This is a genomic window from Flavobacterium sp. P21, assembly GCF_050632225.1.
Classification (GTDB): domain Bacteria; phylum Bacteroidota; class Bacteroidia; order Flavobacteriales; family Flavobacteriaceae; genus Flavobacterium.
Window position 1 is genome coordinate 2,618,844 of record NZ_CP192585.1, and the last position, 18,884, is coordinate 2,637,727.

Sequence of the window (18,884 nt, forward strand, 5' to 3'; positions counted from 1 at the left end):
GTGGAATTTTGTTTTTTTCTTGAAATGTTATTCTTCAGTAATTCTGATGTCTTTTGGAACCGGAATCGTATCTACTTCTTTAAAATAATCGATCAATACATCTCTAAGCTTGTAGTTTAAATCATATTTCTCAACACTTTTACCAAAGAAGTTCATGTTGTCGCCTCGATTAGCTAGGTAATCGTTGGTAGCGACATAATAAATTTTATTTAAATCAAGAGGTTTCCCTTGAACAAGAATATTTTTAGCTGTTTTGTCTTTCGTAATTGTAAATGTCATTCCTGAAAGTGGCTGGGCTTTTTTCTCCTTAATAATATAGGCAGTGATTTCTTGAATTTGTTCTCCTTTCAAACCTAGAACAACCAGATTGTTTTCAAAAGGCATAATTTCAAAAGCAGTTCTTGTTGTTACATTTCCTTTTGGAAGAATAGCTCGAATTCCGCCATGATTTAAAAGGCATAAATCAATAGTTTTGTTTTCACGTTTTTTAAAAACCAGATTTCCTCTTTGTACGCAAACATCAGCCATTAACGATCCAATTGTTGTTTGCCATTTTCCAACGCTTTTGTCTAAAGTTTCAGGGCAATACGCTAAAACACTGTCCAAATCCTTATTTATATGGTCGCGATACGGTTTGATAAAGCTTTCTATTGCAGGAGTTTCAGCGCCTTTTTCGGTTATTGGAATCTGTTTTCCTTCTATCTTGGTTAGATTGTAGTTTTTCGGGCTACAGGAGAAAATGAAAAATAGTGTTAAGAATATAACAAAAAGTTTTAAAAATACGTTATACTTTTTTAGTTTTACCATCTTAAATGCGACTTAAATAATTAATTTTGTAATCTGGTAAAAATACTATGTTTTTAAATTATATAAAGGAATTATTTGTAAAAAAATCATTAAAAAATAGCCTGAATCATAATGTCGAAAGTGAAGTCTTTACCAGTAACATACAAACAATTGGTTTATTGATAGATGAAAGCGAGTTTAGTAAATCAGAAGAGTTGATAAATGAGCTTATCAAGCACGAAATTGCTAGCAAAAACATAAAAGTTGTAATCTATAAAGATAAATTTGAGAAGAAAAAAGCGTATTCAAGACCTACTTTTGGTAAAACACATATCAATTGGAGAGGAGAATTTTCAGAATCTTTTTTAAATGAATTTTTAGAGCAAGAATTTGATCTCTTGATTAGTTATTACGAAATTGAAAAAACAATTTTAATGCTAATGACTAACAGATCAAAAGCAAAATTTAAAATCGGATTTTCATCAGTGGATCAAAGATTAAATCGATGGATGATAAATACAGAAATTGAAAAGTACAAAGTATTTGTTTCCGAGTTGTTTAGGTATTTAAAAAGTATAAAATAAATTTAATTATAATATGCAATCATTAATAGGAACTGGTGTTGCGCTTGTGACTCCATTTAAAAAAGATTTTTCAGTTGACATCGAGGCTTTACAACGAATTGTAAACTTCTCTATCGATGGAGGAGTTGAATATCTTGTTGTTATGGGAACGACAGCAGAAAATGCTACCCTGACTTCAGAAGAAAAAGAATTGGTTATAAAGACAGTAATTGATGTAAATAAGGGAAGATTGCCTCTAGTTTTAGGAGTTGGAGGAAATAATACTATGCAGATTGTTGAAGAATTAAAAACAAGAGATTTTTCTGCTTTTGAAGCGATATTATCTGTCTCGCCATATTATAACAAACCTACGCAAGAAGGAATTTATCAGCATTTTAAAGCAATTGCTGAAGCATCTCCAATTCCTGTAATCTTATATAATGTTCCAGGAAGAACTTCAAGCAATATGCTTCCTTCAACAGTAATTCGTTTAGCTAATGATTTTGAAAACGTTGTTGCAATAAAAGAAGCAACAGGAGACATGGCTCAAGCAATGCAGATTATTAAAAATGCACCAAAAGATTTTTTAGTAATTTCTGGAGATGATATGCTTGCATTGCCAATCGTTTTGGCAGGTGGAGCAGGAGTTATTTCTGTAATTGGACAAGGTTTCCCTAAAGAATTTTCAGAAATGATTCGTTTAGGATTGAATAAAAAAGTAGCCGATGCTTTTAAAACACATTACTTTTTATCAGACAGTATCGATATGATTTTTGAGCAGGGAAATCCGGCTGGAATCAAACAAATCTTCCAAGCCCTTGGAATTGCTGACAATACTGTTCGTCTTCCATTGGTTTCTGTAGATGATTCTTTAGCAAATAGACTAAATGAGTTTGTAAAAAACAGCATTAAATAATTGTTAAAGTATTAGTATTTTTAGATAGTAAAAAATTATTTTGCAATCGCTAAATTAATAACTAAATTTGCACCGAAACTTCGGTGTGATTTTGCTTTGGCAAATTGTCTGAGAGAATCATAATAAAAGTAAGAAAATGAAAAAAATAGTATCATTATTAATTGTTGTTGCCCTTTTTTGTTCTTGTAGTGATTACCAAAAGGTATTAAAAAATGAAGATGTTGCGACAAAATTTGAAATGGCAACAAAAATGTATGATGCAGGTAAATATTCAAAAGCGATTCGTCTTTTTGAACAATTGGCACCTTCGTATAGAGGAAAGCCTCAAGCAGAAAAGCTTTTTTACATGTTTTCACAATCTTACTATAAAACGCATCAGTATTATTTAGCTGGTTATCAGTTTGAAAGTTTCGTTTCAGGTTATCCACGAAGTGAAAAAGTTCAGGAAGCGGCATTTTTGGGTGCATACAGTTATTCAAAATTAGCTCCGGTTTATAGTTTAGATCAAGCAGATACAGTAAAAGCTTTGGAGAAATTACAGGCTTTTATCGATAATTATCCAAATTCAGAATACATTCCTCAGGCTAATGAGGCTGTGAAAATTTTAAACGGAAAATTGGAGAAAAAAGCATACGAAAATGCTAAAGGTTATAATACGATTTCAGATTATAAATCAGCTTTAGTAGCGTTTGATAATTTTATTGCTGATTTTCCTGGAACGCCTTTTAAAGAAGATGCTTTGTTCTACAAATATGATTCAGCATATCAATTGGCAATAAACAGTATTCCTCAAAAAATGGAAGAGCGTTTAAATGTTGCAAAAGTAGCTTACAATAACTTGATTAAGTTTAAAAGCGATACAAAATATAGAAAACAGGCAGACGAAATGAATGCCCGAGTGGAAACAGATTTGAAAAATTATACTAAATAAAAAAAGTCATGGATTTAAAAAAGACGAATGCTCCTGTAAATACAATAACTTACAACAAAACAGTTATTGAAGAGCCAACAGGAAATGTGTATGAAGCAATTACCATTATGGCTAAAAGAGCAAACCAGATTAATTCTGAAATCAAAAAAGAATTAACTGAGAAATTAGAAGAGTTTGCGACTTACAATGACAGTCTTGAAGAAGTTTTTGAAAATAAAGAGCAAATTGAAGTTTCTAAATTTTACGAAAAATTGCCAAAACCACACGCTTTAGCTGTTCAAGAATGGTTAGACGGTAAAACTTACCACAGAAGTTCAAACAAATAATATAGTATAATGTCAGTTTTAAACGGGAAAAAAATTCTACTGGGAGTTTCTGGTGGGATTGCGGCCTATAAAACAGCCTCATTAGTACGACTTTTTATAAAAGCAGGTGCACATGTCCAAGTGATCATGACACCTGCTTCTAAGGATTTTGTAACTCCATTGACGTTATCTACGTTATCAAAAAATCCTGTACATTCAAGTTTCTTTAATGAAGATGATCAAGACGCTGTCTGGAATAATCATGTTGATTTAGCGCTTTGGGCTGATTTCATGTTGATTGCTCCGGCAACTGCAAATACGTTGTCTAAAATGGCAACAGGAAACTGTGATAATCTTTTAATTGCAACCTATTTATCGGCTAAATGTCCTGTTTATTTTGCTCCGGCAATGGATTTGGATATGTATAAGCATCCGTCAACTTTATCTAGTTTTGCGGCTTTAAAACGGTTCGGGAATGTTATGATTCCTGCTGAAAGCGGCGAATTAGCAAGTGGTTTGTCTGGTGAAGGCCGAATGGCTGAACCTGAGAATATTGTGGCTTTTCTAGAAGCCGATTTGACAAGCAAACTGCCATTAGTAGGAAAAAAATACTAATAACTGCTGGTCCAACATACGAAGCGATAGATCCTGTACGTTTTATAGGAAATCATTCGTCTGGAAAGATGGGTTTTGATATCGCAAACGAAGCGACAAAATTAGGTGCGCAAGTAATTTTAATTGCTGGCCCAACTCATTTTAAGGCAAAAAACAGTTCGATTGAAGTTGTAAATGTAGTTTCTGCGCAAGATATGTATGATGCTTGTCATTTGCATTATAATGATGTAGATGTGGCAATTGCGGCGGCGGCTGTGGCGGATTACAGACCAAAAGTTGTGGCTACGCAGAAAATTAAAAAAGCGACTGAAGAATTTTCAATTGAGCTTGAAAAAACAAAAGATATTTTAGCATCGTTGGGAGCAATAAAGAAAGCCCAGTTTTTAATTGGATTTGCTTTAGAGACTCAAAATGAAATTGAAAATGCTAAGCTGAAAATTCAGAAAAAAACTTAGATTTGATTGTTCTTAATTCTTTGCAGGATGAAGGCGCAGGTTTTAAAAAAGAAACCAATAAAGTTACTTTTATTGACAAAAATTTTAAAATCGAGCCAATGGAATTAAAATCAAAAGAGTCTGTTGCTGTTGATATTTTAAACAAAGTGATTTTGCATTTTTCGAAATAATAACTTTTTTAAAGTTTAAAATAGAGTATCAACATCAATTTTACATCAACACAAATCTTTTTTTATGAATAAAGCAGTTACATTTTTAATGTTTTTAATTTTTGGCTTTACTCAGGCGCAACAACTTAACTGTATTGTAACAATTAATACAGAAAGATTGCCAAATCCAAATCAGCAAGTTTTTAAAACGCTTCAAACGTCATTGTCTGAATTTGTGAATAAAACGGATTGGACTGGATCAGTTTTAAAGCAAAATGAACGAATTAACTGCTCGATGTATATCACCTTGTCTTCAAATAGTTCCGATCAATTTTCAGGAACAATTCAAGTGCAATCTTCTCGATTGATCTTCAATTCGACATACTCTTCTCCTGTACTAAATTATAATGATAAAGATTTTAATTTCAGGTATACAGAATATGAGCCTTTATTGTTTAATCCAACCACTTTTGAGTCAAATCTAGTTTCGGTTATTTCGTTTTATTGTTACATGATTTTAGGTATGGATGCTGATACTTTTCAGGTGGGAGCAGGGAATCAGTATCTTCAAACGGCCCAAAATATTGCAAATGTAGCACAACAAGGAGGTTCAAAAGGTTGGAGCCAGGCAGACGGCATTCAAAATCGTTATTATTTGATCACTGATATGATTTCGCCAATGTACAGCGATCTTCGCCAAGTCACTTATATGTATCACACAGGTTTGGATAAAATGAGTGACGATTTGAAAGGAGCCAAGGAAAGAATTAAAGCTTCATTGTTGCTGATTGGGAAATTTAATACCGTCAAACCGAATGCTTTTTTAACAAGAGTCTTTTTTGATGCAAAATCGGATGAAATAACTTCAATTTTTTCAGGCGGACCAAGTATTTCTGTTTCAGACTTAACCGATGTTTTGAATAAAGTTTCGCCGTTGAATAGTACAAAATGGACACAAATTAAGTATTAGTTGCTTTTTTAGTCTTATTTTTACGTTCGCCATTAACTAATATATCCTCATTTATTTTATGATTACTTCGCTGTCGATTAAAAATTATGCTTTGATTGAAAAACTTTCTATCGATTTTTCAAAAGGATTTTCAATAATTACAGGTGAAACAGGAGCAGGTAAATCGATTATCTTAGGTGCTTTAGGGCTGGTCTTAGGAAAAAGAGCCGATTTGACTTCTTTGAAAAATAAAGAAGAGAAATGTGTGATCGAAGCGCAATTTGAAATTTCAAAATACAATTTAAAAGAGTTTTTTGAAGCAAATGATTTGGATTATGAAGATGAAACAATTATCCGAAGAGAAATTTTGCCTTCAGGAAAATCACGTGCCTTTATAAATGACAGTCCTGTAAATCTTCAAGAATTACAAGATCTAAGTTTGTTTTTGATCGATATTCATTCGCAACAACAAACTCAGGAATTGTCTGACGAAAGCGTTCAGTTCAAAATAATTGATGCTATTGCAAATAATGCCGATGTTATTTTAGAATATCAAAAACTATTAAAAACATATAAATCAGATAAATCGAAGCTCAATGCTTTGCTGAAAAAACAAAGCGATTCAGGAAAAGAACAAGAGTACAATACTTTTTTATTGAATGAATTGGTTTCGGCGAAATTAAAATCAGGAGAACAAGAAGAGCTTGAAGCTGATTTTGAAAAACTGAATAATATCGAAGCGATAAAAGAATCGTTAGATAAATCTTTGACAATTGCAAATGAAGAGCAATTCGGAGTTTTGCATAATTTAAATGAAGTAAAAACGGCGCTTCAAAAAATAGCTCCATTTTCTGCAGAATATCAAGCTTTGTCTGAAAGAATCATAAGTTTGACAATTGAATTTGATGATGTTTCGAAAGAGCTTCAAAATTGTTCTGAAAAATTATTGAACGATCCGGCGCAATTAGAAATGATCAGCCAGAAATTGCGACTGATTTATAATCTCCAAAAGAAACATCAAGTATCTACCGTTGACGAGTTGATCAAAATTGAAGCTGAATTAAGTAATACGGTTTTGGAATTGGGGAATATTGAAGAAGAAATCGCTTCGTTGACAAAAGTGATTGATCAAAAAATAGTGGAGTTGGATGCTTTTTCTGCATCAATTCATCAAAACCGTTTGACTGCAATTCCAGTTTTATCCAATAAATTGATTTCTATTTTGGAAACGTTAGGAATGCCTAATGTGCGTTTCAATATTGAACTTTTGCCATCAGAAACTTATTTTTCAAATGGAAAAGATGAATTGCAATTTCTGTTTTCAGCAAATAAAGGAACCGATTTTGGATTGCTTAAAAAAGTAGCATCTGGAGGGGAGATGTCTCGTATTATGCTGGCTGTAAAAGCAATTTTGGCACAATATTCAAAACTTCCAACATTAATTTTTGACGAAATTGATACCGGAGTTTCTGGTGAAATCGCTATTAGAATGGGCGAAATCATGAAAGAAATGAGTACATCGATGCAGATTTTTGCTATTACACATTTACCACAAATTGCGGCTAAAGGAGATTCTCATTTCAAAGTTTTCAAATCAACAATTGATGATGACACACAATCAGAATTAAAGCTTCTGTCTCAGGACGAAAGAGTTATCGAAATTGCTCAAATGTTATCTGGAGCAGTTGTTTCTGATTCGGCTTTAAATCATGCTAAAGCCTTGTTGAACTAAAGAAATACTTTATATTTGTCATCTAAAAACGAATTAAACAAAGCTAAAATTAGTTAATCAATTGTCTTATATTGGCAATTGCTATAACGAAAAACAAGAAAATATGATTATAGAACCTAGAATGAGAGGCTTTATTTGCTTGACAGCACACCCAGATGGTGCCGAGCAAAATGTTAAAAATCAAATCGAATATGTAAAATCAAAAGGATCAATTGCTGGTGCTAAAAAAGTATTGGTTATTGGAGCTTCAACAGGTTTCGGACTGGCTTCAAGAATCACAAGTGCTTTTGGATCTGGTGCGTCAACGATTGGAGTATTTTTTGAAAAACCACCAGTTGAAGGAAAAACTGCTTCACCAGGTTGGTATAATTCTGCAAGCATTTGAAAAAGAAGCTCACAAAGCAGGTCTATATGCAAAAAGTATTAATGGAGACAGCTTTTTCAAACGAAATTAAAAGAGAAACTCTTGATTTAATCAAAGCTGATTTAGGTCAAGTAGATCTTGTAATTTATAGTTTGGCTTCTCCAGTGCGCACAAATCCAAATACAGGTGTTACGCATCGTTCGGTTTTAAAGCCAATTGGGCAAACTTTTACAAACAAAACAGTTGATTTTCATACAGGAAAAGTTTCTGAGGTTTCAATCGCCCCAGCAAACGAAGAAGATATTGAGAACACTGTTGCTGTTATGGGAGGTGAAGATTGGGCAATGTGGATTGATGCTTTAAAAGCTGAAAATTTATTAGCTGAAGGAGCTGTTACAGTTGCTTATTCTTATATTGGACCTGGATTGACAGAAGCGGTTTATCGTAAAGGAACAATCGGACGTGCAAAAGATCATTTAGAAGCTACTGCATTTACTATTACTGACAGCTTAGAATCAATAGGAGGAAAGGCTTATGTTTCTGTAAATAAAGCATTAGTTACTCAGGCGAGTTCTGCAATTCCTGTAATTCCATTGTATATTTCTCTTTTATATAAAATCATGAAAGAAGAAGGAATCCATGAAGGTTGCATCGAGCAAATCCAACGTTTATTCCAAGACAGATTATACAATGGTTCTGAGGTTCCTGTTGATGAAAAGGGAAGAATCAGAATTGATGATTGGGAAATGAGGGATGATGTTCAAGAAAAAGTGGCTAAACTTTGGTTGGAAGCTACAACTGAATCACTGCCAGAAATTGGAGATTTGGCTGGATACAGAAATGATTTCTTGAATTTATTCGGATTTGAATTTGCAGGAGTTGATTATCAAGCTGAGGCAAACGAAATCGTTGATATTGAAAGTATCAAATAAGGTTATTAAAAAACATAAAATCAAAAACCATCAACCAAAAGTTGATGGTTTTTTTATGAATATAGCCTATCTTTGTTAAAATTTTGAATTATAAAAAATTGCCATTCTAATACCGCATATCCCATTATGATTTTTTCTTTAATTATACCCGTGTATAATCGTCCAGATGAAGTTGATGAACTTTTAGAAAGTCTTGCAAAATCTGATTATAATGAACCTTTTGAAATTGTTCTTGTTGAAGACGGCTCTTCGATTCCGTGCAAGGATGTTGTGATGAATTATCAAGGAAAATTGAATATTTCGTATTATTTTAAAGAAAATTCAGGACCGGGCGATTCAAGAAATTTTGGAATGCAAAAGGCTAGAGGTGATTATTTTATCATTTTTGACTCAGATTGTATTATTCCGCCTAATTATTTGACCGAAGTTAGAAAAGCACTAGATGAGAAATATGTAGATTGTTTTGGAGGTCCAGATAAAGCTCTTGCTAGCTTTTCGAGCATTCAAAAGGCAATTAATTTTGCGATGACATCATTTTTGACAACTGGCGGTATTCGCGGCGGTTCTGAAAAAATCAACAAGTTTCAGCCAAGAAGTTTCAATATGGGGATTTCTAAAAAGGCTTTTCTGGTATCGAAAGGTTTTGGTAATATTCACCCGGGAGAAGATCCTGATTTGTCAATTCGTTTGTGGAATTTAGGTTTTGAAACCAGATTGCTTTCGGAAGCATATGTATATCACAAGCGAAGAATTGATTGGGAGAAGTTTTCTGTTCAAGTACATAAATTCGGAATTGCTCGACCAATATTAAATAGTTGGTATCCAGAGCATAATAAGTTAACTTTTTTCTTTCCGACATTCTTCTTACTCGGATTATTATTAGCTTTTTTATTGTTAATTTTCAATATTGATATTTTATTACAATTATATTTCGTATATTTCGTTATTATTTTTCTTACAGCAAGTATTCAAAATAAAAGTATCAAGATTGGGTATCTTTCTGTAATAGCAGTTTGGAAACAATTTTATGGCTACGGAACGGGATTTTTAAAATCATTCATAAAAGTTATTCTTCTGAAAAAGAACCCACAAGAGGCGTTTCCTAAAATGTTTTTTAAAGTATAAAATGACAAAAGTTATTGGCTTGACCGGTGGAATTGGAAGTGGTAAAACAACCATTTCAAATTATTTCAAAGAAATGGGAATCCCCGTTTATATTGCCGATGATGGCGCTAGAGCAGTAATGCAGACTGAAGATGTCATAGAAAAAATAAAAAAACATTTGGAACAGCTCTTTTTGAAAACAATATTTTAAATAGAGCAAAACTTGCTGATGTTGTATTTAATAATTCAGAAAAGCTCGCACAGCTTAATGCAATAGTTCATCCGGCAGTAAAAAAAGATTTTGAGGCATGGCTTTTGCCGCATAAAAAAGAAGAATATGTAATTTATGAGGCGACAATATTGTTTGAAAGTGGCCGATATAAAGATTGTGATACTATAATTACAGTTACAGCTCCAGAAGAAGTAAGAATTGAAAGAGTCTTAAAACGAGATAATACCACACGAGAACAAGTTTTAAGCAGAATGCAAATGCAATGGAAAGATGAAGATCGCATTTCCAAGAGTAATTTTGTTATTAATAACGTAAATCTTAAAATTGCTAGAGAAGAAGTTGTTAAAATTCTTAAAATTTTAAATATAAAACAAAATCAGTCTTAAATGTTAATATTTGGTTAATGTATTATTTAGTATATTGTTAAAATATTAATTTTGTTTCGATGAATAAATTATTTTTTAGAATACTTGTTTTGCTTATGAGTTTGTCCTTAATAGGGATAATTCTGGTTCAGGTATTTTGGTTCAATTCGTCGTTCAAAAACAATGACGAGCAATTTAAATACCACGTTACTCAAGTAATTGGAAATGTAGCTGATAAGCTTGAACAGCAAGAAGAATACAGCTTTTATGACAAATATAACCGCATAAAAGACAGTACAGGTAAAATTCCTAAAAAAGAAGATTTGCTGGAGGTTTTATACGTTCAGAGAAATACAAAAACAAATAAAACAATTGTATATTCAAATACACTGACTTCTGAAGACTATGATATAAGCGGTTCGCTTTTCAATAAAAAATTCAGTAGCGAAAGATTTAAGAATTTCAGTTCTAAACGTGTAACTGAAGTTTATAATAACAATAATGGTATTGATAATAATTCTTTAGGACAGACTATCATTCCTGATTTGAAAATTGAAAAATCAGGTAGTTTAGATATCTTAAATAAAGTACAGCAACAAATTCAGTACAAAGATATCGCTTCACTGACTCCTATTGAAGGTAGAATTACAAAAGACAAACTTTATAAACTCTTAAAGAAAGAACTTGAGGAATATGGTGTTAAGACCAAATTTGAGTTTGGTGTTCTTAGCAGTGGTTTGCCAACAAAAGTAAAATCTGATGGTTTTCATTACGATAAAGATTTAAGTTATCATGTGCCAATTTATACTGATAATGAAGGGAATAGCAAGTATGAATTGTTTTTGACATTTCCGTACAAAAAGAAGTTTTTGTTATCAGAATTATTAAGTATCACAATATTGTCTATTGTTTTTACGCTTATCATCATAATAGCATATACAAGTGCATTAAATCAATTGTTGCGTCAAAAACATATATCTGAAATCAAAACAGATTTTATAAACAATATGACGCACGAGTTTAAAACTCCAATTGCGACGATAAATTTGGCACTTGATGCCATTAGAAGCCCAAAAGTTATTGAAGATAAAGAGAAGGTTTATCGATACCTTCAAATGATTAGGGACGAAAATAAAAGAATGCATGCGCAGGTTGAAAACGTTCTTAGGATTTCTAAATTAGAAAAGAGAGAATTAGACATTACAAAAGAACCGACGATTGTTACTGATGTTATTGATGATGCCATTGAACACGTAAATCTGATTTTAGAAGATAGACAAGGTACTGTCGTAAAACATTACAATGCGACGAGAACTACTTGTTTGATAAATGAAGTGCACTTTACGAATGTATTGGTTAATATTTTAGAGAATGCTATTAAATATTCTCCAGATACTCCAGAAATCGAAATCTTTACTGAAAATGTAAAAGATATGATTCTGATAAAGGTGAAAGATCATGGTTTGGGAATGAGTAAGATAGCTCAAAAACGAGTATTTGAGAAGTTTTACAGAGAGCACACGGGAGATCTGCACAATGTTAAGGGCCATGGTTTAGGATTGGCGTATGTAAAAAGAATAGTTGAAGACCACAACGGTCAAGTATATGTTGAAAGCGAAAAAGGAAAAGGTAGCACCTTTATAATAAAAATACCATTAATAAATTAAAATATGGAAAATACTAACAAAAGAATACTTTTAGTAGAAGATGACCTAAATTTTGGGGCGGTTCTTAAAGATTATCTAATGTTAAATGACTTTGAAGTTACTTTAGCTAAAAACGGTATGGAAGGTTTCGAAAAATTCAAGAAAGATGTATATGATTTATGCATTTTGGATGTAATGATGCCTTATAAAGATGGTTATACTTTAGCCAAAGAAATTAGAGAGAAAAACAGCGAAGTGCCAATTATTTTCTTGACAGCAAAATCAATGAAAGAGGATGTGTTGAAAGGATATAAAGCTGGTGCAGACGATTACTTAAATAAACCTTTTGATTCAGAGGTTTTGTTAATGAAAATTAAAGCTATTATCCAGAGAAAATCTGCTGATAATAAAGCAGAACAAGTACAATTTGAGTTCAATATTGGTAAATTCCACTTAAATTCAAAACTTAGATTCTTGACTTTCCAAGATGAAGAACCTATTAAATTGTCTCCAAAAGAAAATGAATTGCTTAAAATGTTGATTCTTCATGAAAATGACTTAATGCCAAGAGAATTAGCATTAACAAAAATTTGGAGAGATGACAACTACTTTACTTCAAGAAGTATGGACGTTTACATTGCCAAACTTAGAAAGTATCTAAAATCTGATGAGGATGTTGAAATTTTAAATATTCACGGAGAAGGTTTCAGATTAGTTGTAAAAAGCAAAGTAACTGAATAATAATTCGCTATAAAAGATAAAAGCTCTGAGAAATCAGAGCTTTTTTTATGCATTTTGACTAAATTTTTTTTATTGCTTTTTATGTAATAAATAGGGTTTAATGTTTTGATTTTTAATTGTTTGTTGCGTTTTTTTTGCTTCTTGTTTTTAAAATGGAAATTTTATTTTGATGAATTTTCTTAAAATAAATTTGGAAAATTAAAAAACAATTATGAATATTTGCAGACGAAAAAAAATAATAACCCTTTAAACGAAGAAAAAATGTTTGTATTTACATCTACATCACAAAGCTTCACGCCAAACGGATTTGGTGTAGCAGTTCTTCGTGGCTTATTTCAATCTTAGAAATATATTTTTAGATATATAAAAAGCCCGAAGACATTTAGTTTCGGGCTTTTTTTATTCTAGACACTTCAAAATTTTCCCGAAAAACCGATTTATTATCTATCTGCATCGATAGAATGTTTAGGCCTATTTGGCTGTTAACTTAATGCATTATAATTTTTTAATGAAAAATTATACGGTAGAGGAGTATGCTTTGTGTACTCGTTTTAAAAGTAAAAGAAGGAAGAAAAGATTAGTAAAAGAAGATTTTGATAGACAATTAATCCAACTACACAAGCTTGAAAAAAACTTTGGAAACAGCGTAATAACTTGCCTTGGATCCTGCTTGATGAGCCTTATCAAAAAGGATGGCGACTGTCATTTTAAATTAAGAGATGATGTTGTAAGATCAAGTGAAGCAGAATTTTATAAAACTTTGTTGGAAAAGATAAATACTCGGCAGTTTTCTTCGGATAAAACCTTTAAAAAAAGGAAAAGTAAAAAGAGAAAAAATGCTTCGTCTGTGCAAATTCAAAGGCTGAAAGAATTTACGGAAAGTGAATGGAACAATCCGAAATTGGAATTGTCAGAAAGAGAAAAAGCACATTTTGCCAAGCAAGAACGTTGGAGTAAAGTTTTTTAGAGATATAGAATTCATTATGTGTTTAATGAGCCTTGGCGCTATGTACTTCAGGTAAAACCTTACATGATTACGCATAAAAGAATGTTGGATTCTGATTTAGAAAGTGAAATGCGACTTATTTTAAATTATACTTCAAATTATAATCTTAGAGGAAAAATAAACAGATTAGTAAAAGGGCAGTCTTATAAATGGAGGTATTTTCAAAGTGAAAACCCAAGAGAGATAAGCCCAATTAAAAATAAAAGTCTACACATATTGTATCAGCAATATGTAGATGAAATGATATAAAATCATGGGAAATAAATTATCTGGAAAAGACCTTATTAAATTAGGTTTTCCAAAGAACAATTCAATAAATATCGCCTTAGGGCAAATAAACAGATATAGAAAAAGAGAGAAAAAAGAATCTATTCTAACAGAAGCAAAAGATGTTTTGCTAAATCCTGAAAAGTACGAAGGAAACGGAACTTGGGGGAAAGTGGCCGAAGGTCTGATAAAACCGGTTCAGGTGAGAATGCATCAGCTTAAGAATACAAGAGTGCCTTTTACCATTTTTGGTGAAAACGAAATTGATCAGCAGGCAAAATTTCAATTGTACGATTCGCTGAAATTGCCAATTTCTGTTGCTGGAGCTTTGATGCCAGATGCACATTCAGGTTACGGATTGCCAATTGGTGGCGTTCTAGCTACTGATAATGCTGTGATTCCGTACGGAGTTGGAGTTGATATTGGGTGCCGAATGAGTCTTTCGATTTTTGATTTGCCAGCTTCTCATTTTAAAGGAAAAGAACATCAATTAGAGGCTATTTTAAAAGACAATACGAAGTTTGGAATGTATGAAACACATGCTTCAAGAGTAGATCATGAGGTGTTTTATAATAGTGGATTTCAAGATATTCCGTTATTGAAAAATCTTCTTCCAAAAGCCTATAAACAATTAGGGACATCTGGAGGAGGAAACCATTTTGTAGAATTCGGAATTGCTAAAATTGAAAATCCTGAGAACGAATGGAAACTCGAAAAAGGCGAATATTTTGCCGTTCTTTCGCATAGTGGTTCTCGCGGATTGGGCGCAAACATTGCGAAGCATTATACTTATTTGGCAACAAAACAATGTCCGTTACCAAAAAATGTACAGCATTTGGCTTGGCTGGATTTGAATACGCATGATGGTCAGGAATATTGGCTGGCAATGAATTTAGCTGGAGAATATGCAAAAGCCTGCCACGATGATATTCACAGAAGAATTGCCAAAGCAATTGGGAAAAGAGTAGTGGTAACGATTGAAAACCATCACAATTTTGCCTGGAAAGAAATCGTAAACGGTCAGGAATGTATCGTGCATAGAAAAGGGGCAACGCCTGCGGGAGAAGGTCAGTTGGGAATTATTCCCGGTTCGATGACTGCGCCAGGTTTTATTGTAAAAGGCAAAGGAAATCCTGAAAGTCTGAATTCAGCTTCGCATGGCGCGGGACGTTTGTTTTCGAGGGCGAAATGTAAAAGCACTTTTACACAAAGTTTGATTAATAAAGAATTGAAGAAACATGAGGTGACTTTAATTGGTGGAAATATTGACGAAGCTCCAATGGCTTACAAAGACATTGAAAAAGTAATGGCAAACCAAACCGATTTAGTAGAAGTTCTAGGAACATTTACGCCGAAGATCGTTAGAATGGACCGTTAAGAAGAAATTTAAAATGGAAAGAATAATTCAGATAACAGCGGGGCGCGGACCTGCAGAATGCACTTGGGTTGTTGCCCAAGTGCTGAAAAAAGTTTTGGAAGAAGCTCAGGATCAAAATTTAGATGTGGTTTTACTCCAAAGAGAAAAAGGAGAAGAAAACGGAACTATTGAAACCGCATCGATTTCTGTAAAAGGAAAAAATGCAGATCAATTTGTGAAATCCTGGATTGGAACAATTCAATGGATTGGACAAAGTCAGTTTAGGAAAATGCACAAACGCAAAAACTGGTTTATTGGAATTTTTGAAATTGAGCAAGAAAAAAATAGTTCGTTTTCAGAAAATGATATTCAGTATCAAGCTATGAGAAGTTCTGGAGCAGGAGGACAGCATGTTAATAAAGTGAGTTCGGCTATTCGGGCGACTCATATTCCGACTGGAATTGCAGTTGTCGCTATGGACAGCCGTTCCCAGCACCAAAACAAAAAGCTGGCAACAGAAAGATTATTAAAAAAACTAGAAGACGAGAAATTAATTCAGCTTAAAAATCACGTTGGAAAACAATGGGAAAACCAACTCAATGTAGCCCGTGGAAATCCCGTGAGAGTTTTTACAGGAAGTGATTTTAAAAAGAACAAAGTAGAGAAAAGCTACAAAGGAACTCGTCAGAAATTAAAAAACGATTTAAGAAATGAAAACAACTGATAAATACCTTTTTCAAGCCTTGGATAATTATCCGTTTTGGTTGGAAGGAACAATAGAATCTTTAGATTATGCTTTTTCTTATGATGATAAAAATACAATGGTTTTGTGTTTGTACGGAAGAATTCAGGCAGAACAATTGATGAATTATGAAGAAGCGAAATCGTATTTTCAGCAGGCTTTAGCTATTAATATTCATGCTCTTGAAGTGTATCCGTATTATTTAAAAACATTGATTTTAAACGAAGATTACGAAGAAGCTCAAAAATTAATTGATTTTGCTTTAACGGTAAAAGGAATCAATAAATCGGAGATTTACATCAAGAAAGCAATTCTTTTGGAAGCGCAAAATGAGTTTAAAAAAGCATTAAAAGAAATTAAAAATGCGAAACTTCATTTGTTGCAATTCAATTATGAATCGGATATTAGTGATGTTGAGAAAAGAATTGAGAATAAAATTGATTTGCTTAAAAAGAAGAAAGATAAGAAATCTAAGAAAGGTTCTAAAAAGAAATCAAAGTGATGTTGATAAAAAAACGATGCAATTTGCATCGTTTTTTTGTTTAGCCAAGTGTTAATGCACAAAGTCTGTCATTTCTGTAAAAGTCACTTATTTCGGTAACGGATTTATCATTTCAATTGGCTTTTTTCCATCGATTCCCTGATGTGGTCTTTCGTGATTATAATAATATAAATATTGTAATAATTCTTCTTTTAGCTCTTCTTGAGAATCAAAATCCGTGTCTCTTAATAAATCGTCTTCCAGAGTTCTCCAAAACCGCTCTACTTTACCATTTGTCTGTGGACGGTAAGGTTTTGTATATCGGTGCACGATTCCTAATTCCATCAGCATTCTTTCAAATGGATGGTTATTTTTGACTTTGCTTGTTTTAGGTCCAAATTCAGCCCCATTATCAGATAATATCTCTTCAAATTTTATTTCATAATGACTGCTTAGGATGTTTAAGCATTTTAATGACGCAAACATCACTGTTAAACTGGTAATGTCTGGAACTAATTCTGCCCAGGCAATTCGGCTGTAATCATCAATTACACAGACTAAATAGAGTTTTTTATTTTCTCCACGAATTATGCTTTTACTTAAATAATGACAATCAATATGACCCAGCTGTCCCATTCTTTCCTTGATTATTTTCTGATGATTCTTTTTAATCTTCGGAGTTAATCTATTTATTTTATGCCTTTTTAAAATATTATAAACTCCAGAATATGATGGTGCATGTTTTCCTAATTTGGGATTTAAGATACTAACAATTTCATATTTGTTGTTTCCTTTTTCTCTTAATTCGATTACTTTTTGTTCTATAAAAGGCAAAGGACGTCGGGTTTTATATTTTGGACCTCGCTTTTGAGGCAATAGATCCTGAGATTTCCCACTCTGTTTATAGCGATTATAATACTTTAAGAAACTTTTTCTGCACGTGTCATTTGCTGTGTAAAAATCCATCGCCTTTTTATAAAGTGGATGAGTTTTGTTTTTCACCTGCTCATATTCTTTTATCAAGAAACGATATTTCTCTAAATAGTTCCTCTCTAATGTACAATCTTGACTATTATTTCTCATCGTAACAAAATTTATTAAATTTAAATTTTGTTACCGAAATATCTAACCTTTACAATTTCGACGAAGGAGAAATCTCCACAAGTAAATCTGTAACGAGAGTCCAATCTTTGTAGAGTTTCTCGCGAAGATTTCTCCTTCGTCGAAATGACAATATTGTGTAAAGGTAAGTTTAGAAATAAGTTTATGAATATTTTTACTTCCAATGTAGTTCCAAAGCAAAACACGTTTTTTCACCCTTCGTTATGCTGAATGTTGCTGTTGTATGATCGTCGTCTTCGCTTTCATGAATTACAACTTTATCTTTTAACGAAAGCTCTTTCATGAAATTCATTTCGAAGCTTTTAACCTCTTGTTTCATAATTCGTTTTGGATCAACATGATCAAGGCACCATTCCAGATATTTTACGTTGTTTACGTGATTTACAATATCTAAATCAGATAAATAAACGGTTTTTTCGAAAACGGCTTCTTTTTCATGATTGATATTGATTTTTGAAAAACCTTCTTCTGTCGCTCTGTTTTCTGGAAATAATTCGAAATGCTCGTAAGGAAGTGCTAGTGCTTCGGGACGACGCAATTGTGTATTGAAAACGGCCCAATACGTTTCGCAACCCACTATTTTTTTCCGTTTACATACATTTCAAGTGCACGGACAGAACGTGAATTTTCAAGGCTGTTAATCCATGTTTTTACGGTTACAACGTCTTGCCATTTTGGTAAAGCATGAACCTCAACGCGCATACGGCTTAAAACCCAAGCTTGATGAAATTCCTGCATGTCGTAAAAGCTGATTCCTCCAATTTCGGAATGCGCAGTGACGGTTAATTGCAAAATATTACACAAATCGGTATATTTTAAGAATCCGGTTGGCGTGCATTGTGTGAAATTGATTTCCCAGTCTTTGCTTAGAACTGAGGTGAAATTAGGAGATATTGGCATTTTTTAATTTTAGATTGTTGAGTTTAGATTTTTTCCTTAGGAAAATAGAATAAAGATGAAAGAAAAAAGACCTTAAATTATGACTTTTTGAAATATGCTGATATTATTTTAAAGCTTATAAAGATAAGACTCAATAGGATTATTCCAAAAATTAAAAATTCTGTTATACTTAAATTTTTAAAATGAGGCTTTTCAATTTTTTCTTTTAATGCTTTAGAAAATGC

16 protein-coding genes and 4 pseudogenes are annotated in these 18,884 nt (G+C 32.6%); 17 read left to right on the forward strand and 3 right to left on the reverse strand.

Annotated elements, in window-relative coordinates; translation table 11 throughout:
* Positions 1-27 precede the first annotated feature (27 nt).
* Positions 28-807: a 5'-nucleotidase C-terminal domain-containing protein gene (locus tag ACQ9BO_RS12975; RefSeq protein WP_431245015.1), complete on the reverse strand. Its 780-nt coding sequence runs from the start codon at positions 805-807 to the stop codon at positions 28-30.
* A 47-nt stretch (positions 808-854) separates the two neighbouring features.
* Between ACQ9BO_RS12975 and ACQ9BO_RS12980 the strand changes: the two genes are divergently transcribed.
* From ACQ9BO_RS12980 to ACQ9BO_RS13060, 17 genes and pseudogenes are all read left to right on the forward strand, one after another.
* Entirely contained in the window at positions 855-1,370 is a 516-nt protein-coding gene (locus ACQ9BO_RS12980) for a DUF6913 domain-containing protein (protein WP_431245016.1), read from the forward strand.
* Positions 1,371-1,383: 13 nt separating this feature from the next.
* On the forward strand, positions 1,384-2,265 hold the full coding sequence (gene dapA, locus ACQ9BO_RS12985; protein ID WP_431245017.1) for a 4-hydroxy-tetrahydrodipicolinate synthase: 882 nt from the start codon (positions 1,384-1,386) through the stop codon (positions 2,263-2,265).
* Positions 2,266-2,401: 136 nt separating this feature from the next.
* A complete protein-coding gene (locus ACQ9BO_RS12990) occupies positions 2,402-3,196 on the forward strand; it encodes an outer membrane protein assembly factor BamD (protein WP_431245018.1) in 795 nt (264 codons plus the stop codon).
* A gap of 8 nt (positions 3,197-3,204) precedes the next feature.
* On the forward strand, positions 3,205-3,522 hold the full coding sequence (locus ACQ9BO_RS12995) for a DNA-directed RNA polymerase subunit omega (RefSeq protein WP_008463064.1): 318 nt from the start codon (positions 3,205-3,207) through the stop codon (positions 3,520-3,522).
* A gap of 9 nt (positions 3,523-3,531) precedes the next feature.
* Positions 3,532-4,741 (forward strand): annotated as a pseudogene (gene coaBC, locus ACQ9BO_RS13000) (bifunctional phosphopantothenoylcysteine decarboxylase/phosphopantothenate--cysteine ligase CoaBC).
* A gap of 64 nt (positions 4,742-4,805) precedes the next feature.
* The gene (locus ACQ9BO_RS13005; protein ID WP_431245019.1) at positions 4,806-5,690 is read left to right on the forward strand and encodes a DUF4835 family protein; all 885 of its coding nucleotides are present in this window, start codon (positions 4,806-4,808) and stop codon (positions 5,688-5,690) included.
* A 58-nt stretch (positions 5,691-5,748) separates the two neighbouring features.
* On the forward strand, positions 5,749-7,401 hold the full coding sequence (gene recN, locus ACQ9BO_RS13010) for a DNA repair protein RecN (protein WP_431245020.1): 1,653 nt from the start codon (positions 5,749-5,751) through the stop codon (positions 7,399-7,401).
* A gap of 103 nt (positions 7,402-7,504) precedes the next feature.
* Positions 7,505-8,697: pseudogene (gene fabV, locus ACQ9BO_RS13015) on the forward strand (enoyl-ACP reductase FabV).
* Positions 8,698-8,823: 126 nt separating this feature from the next.
* On the forward strand, positions 8,824-9,822 hold the full coding sequence (locus ACQ9BO_RS13020) for a glycosyltransferase (protein ID WP_431245021.1): 999 nt from the start codon (positions 8,824-8,826) through the stop codon (positions 9,820-9,822).
* A 1-nt stretch (position 9,823) separates the two neighbouring features.
* Positions 9,824-10,419, forward strand: a pseudogene (coaE, locus tag ACQ9BO_RS13025) (dephospho-CoA kinase).
* Positions 10,420-10,478: 59 nt separating this feature from the next.
* Positions 10,479-12,065, forward strand: coding sequence for a sensor histidine kinase (locus ACQ9BO_RS13030; protein WP_431245022.1), 1,587 nt, complete (start codon positions 10,479-10,481; stop codon positions 12,063-12,065).
* A gap of 3 nt (positions 12,066-12,068) precedes the next feature.
* Positions 12,069-12,785, forward strand: a complete 717-nt coding sequence (locus ACQ9BO_RS13035) for a response regulator transcription factor (protein ID WP_132991417.1) — start codon at positions 12,069-12,071, stop codon at positions 12,783-12,785.
* A 508-nt stretch (positions 12,786-13,293) separates the two neighbouring features.
* Positions 13,294-13,752, forward strand: a complete 459-nt coding sequence (locus tag ACQ9BO_RS13040) for a hypothetical protein (protein ID WP_431245023.1) — start codon at positions 13,294-13,296, stop codon at positions 13,750-13,752.
* 18 nt (positions 13,753-13,770) lie between these two features.
* Complete coding sequence (locus ACQ9BO_RS13045; protein ID WP_431245024.1) at positions 13,771-14,040, forward strand: hypothetical protein; 270 nt, start codon at positions 13,771-13,773, stop codon at positions 14,038-14,040.
* Positions 14,041-14,044: 4 nt separating this feature from the next.
* On the forward strand, positions 14,045-15,436 hold the full coding sequence (locus ACQ9BO_RS13050) for an RtcB family protein (protein ID WP_431245025.1): 1,392 nt from the start codon (positions 14,045-14,047) through the stop codon (positions 15,434-15,436).
* A 13-nt stretch (positions 15,437-15,449) separates the two neighbouring features.
* Complete coding sequence (gene prfH / locus ACQ9BO_RS13055) at positions 15,450-16,139, forward strand: peptide chain release factor H (protein ID WP_431245026.1); 690 nt, start codon at positions 15,450-15,452, stop codon at positions 16,137-16,139.
* Positions 16,126-16,659 carry a hypothetical protein gene (locus ACQ9BO_RS13060; RefSeq protein ID WP_431245027.1) on the forward strand — a complete coding sequence of 178 codons (534 nt, stop codon included), beginning with the start codon at positions 16,126-16,128 and terminating at the stop codon, positions 16,657-16,659. Before prfH ends, ACQ9BO_RS13060 begins: the two co-directional genes overlap by 14 nt.
* Before the next feature lie 87 nt (positions 16,660-16,746).
* Here ACQ9BO_RS13060 and ACQ9BO_RS13065 read toward each other — a convergent pair whose 3' ends face one another.
* Together ACQ9BO_RS13065 and ACQ9BO_RS13070 are read right to left on the reverse strand one after the other, a co-directional pair.
* A complete protein-coding gene (locus ACQ9BO_RS13065; RefSeq protein ID WP_431241922.1) occupies positions 16,747-17,721 on the reverse strand; it encodes an integrase core domain-containing protein in 975 nt (324 codons plus the stop codon).
* 193 nt (positions 17,722-17,914) lie between these two features.
* Positions 17,915-18,660: pseudogene (locus tag ACQ9BO_RS13070) on the reverse strand (acyl-[acyl-carrier-protein] thioesterase).
* Between the last annotated feature and the right edge of the window lie 224 nt (positions 18,661-18,884).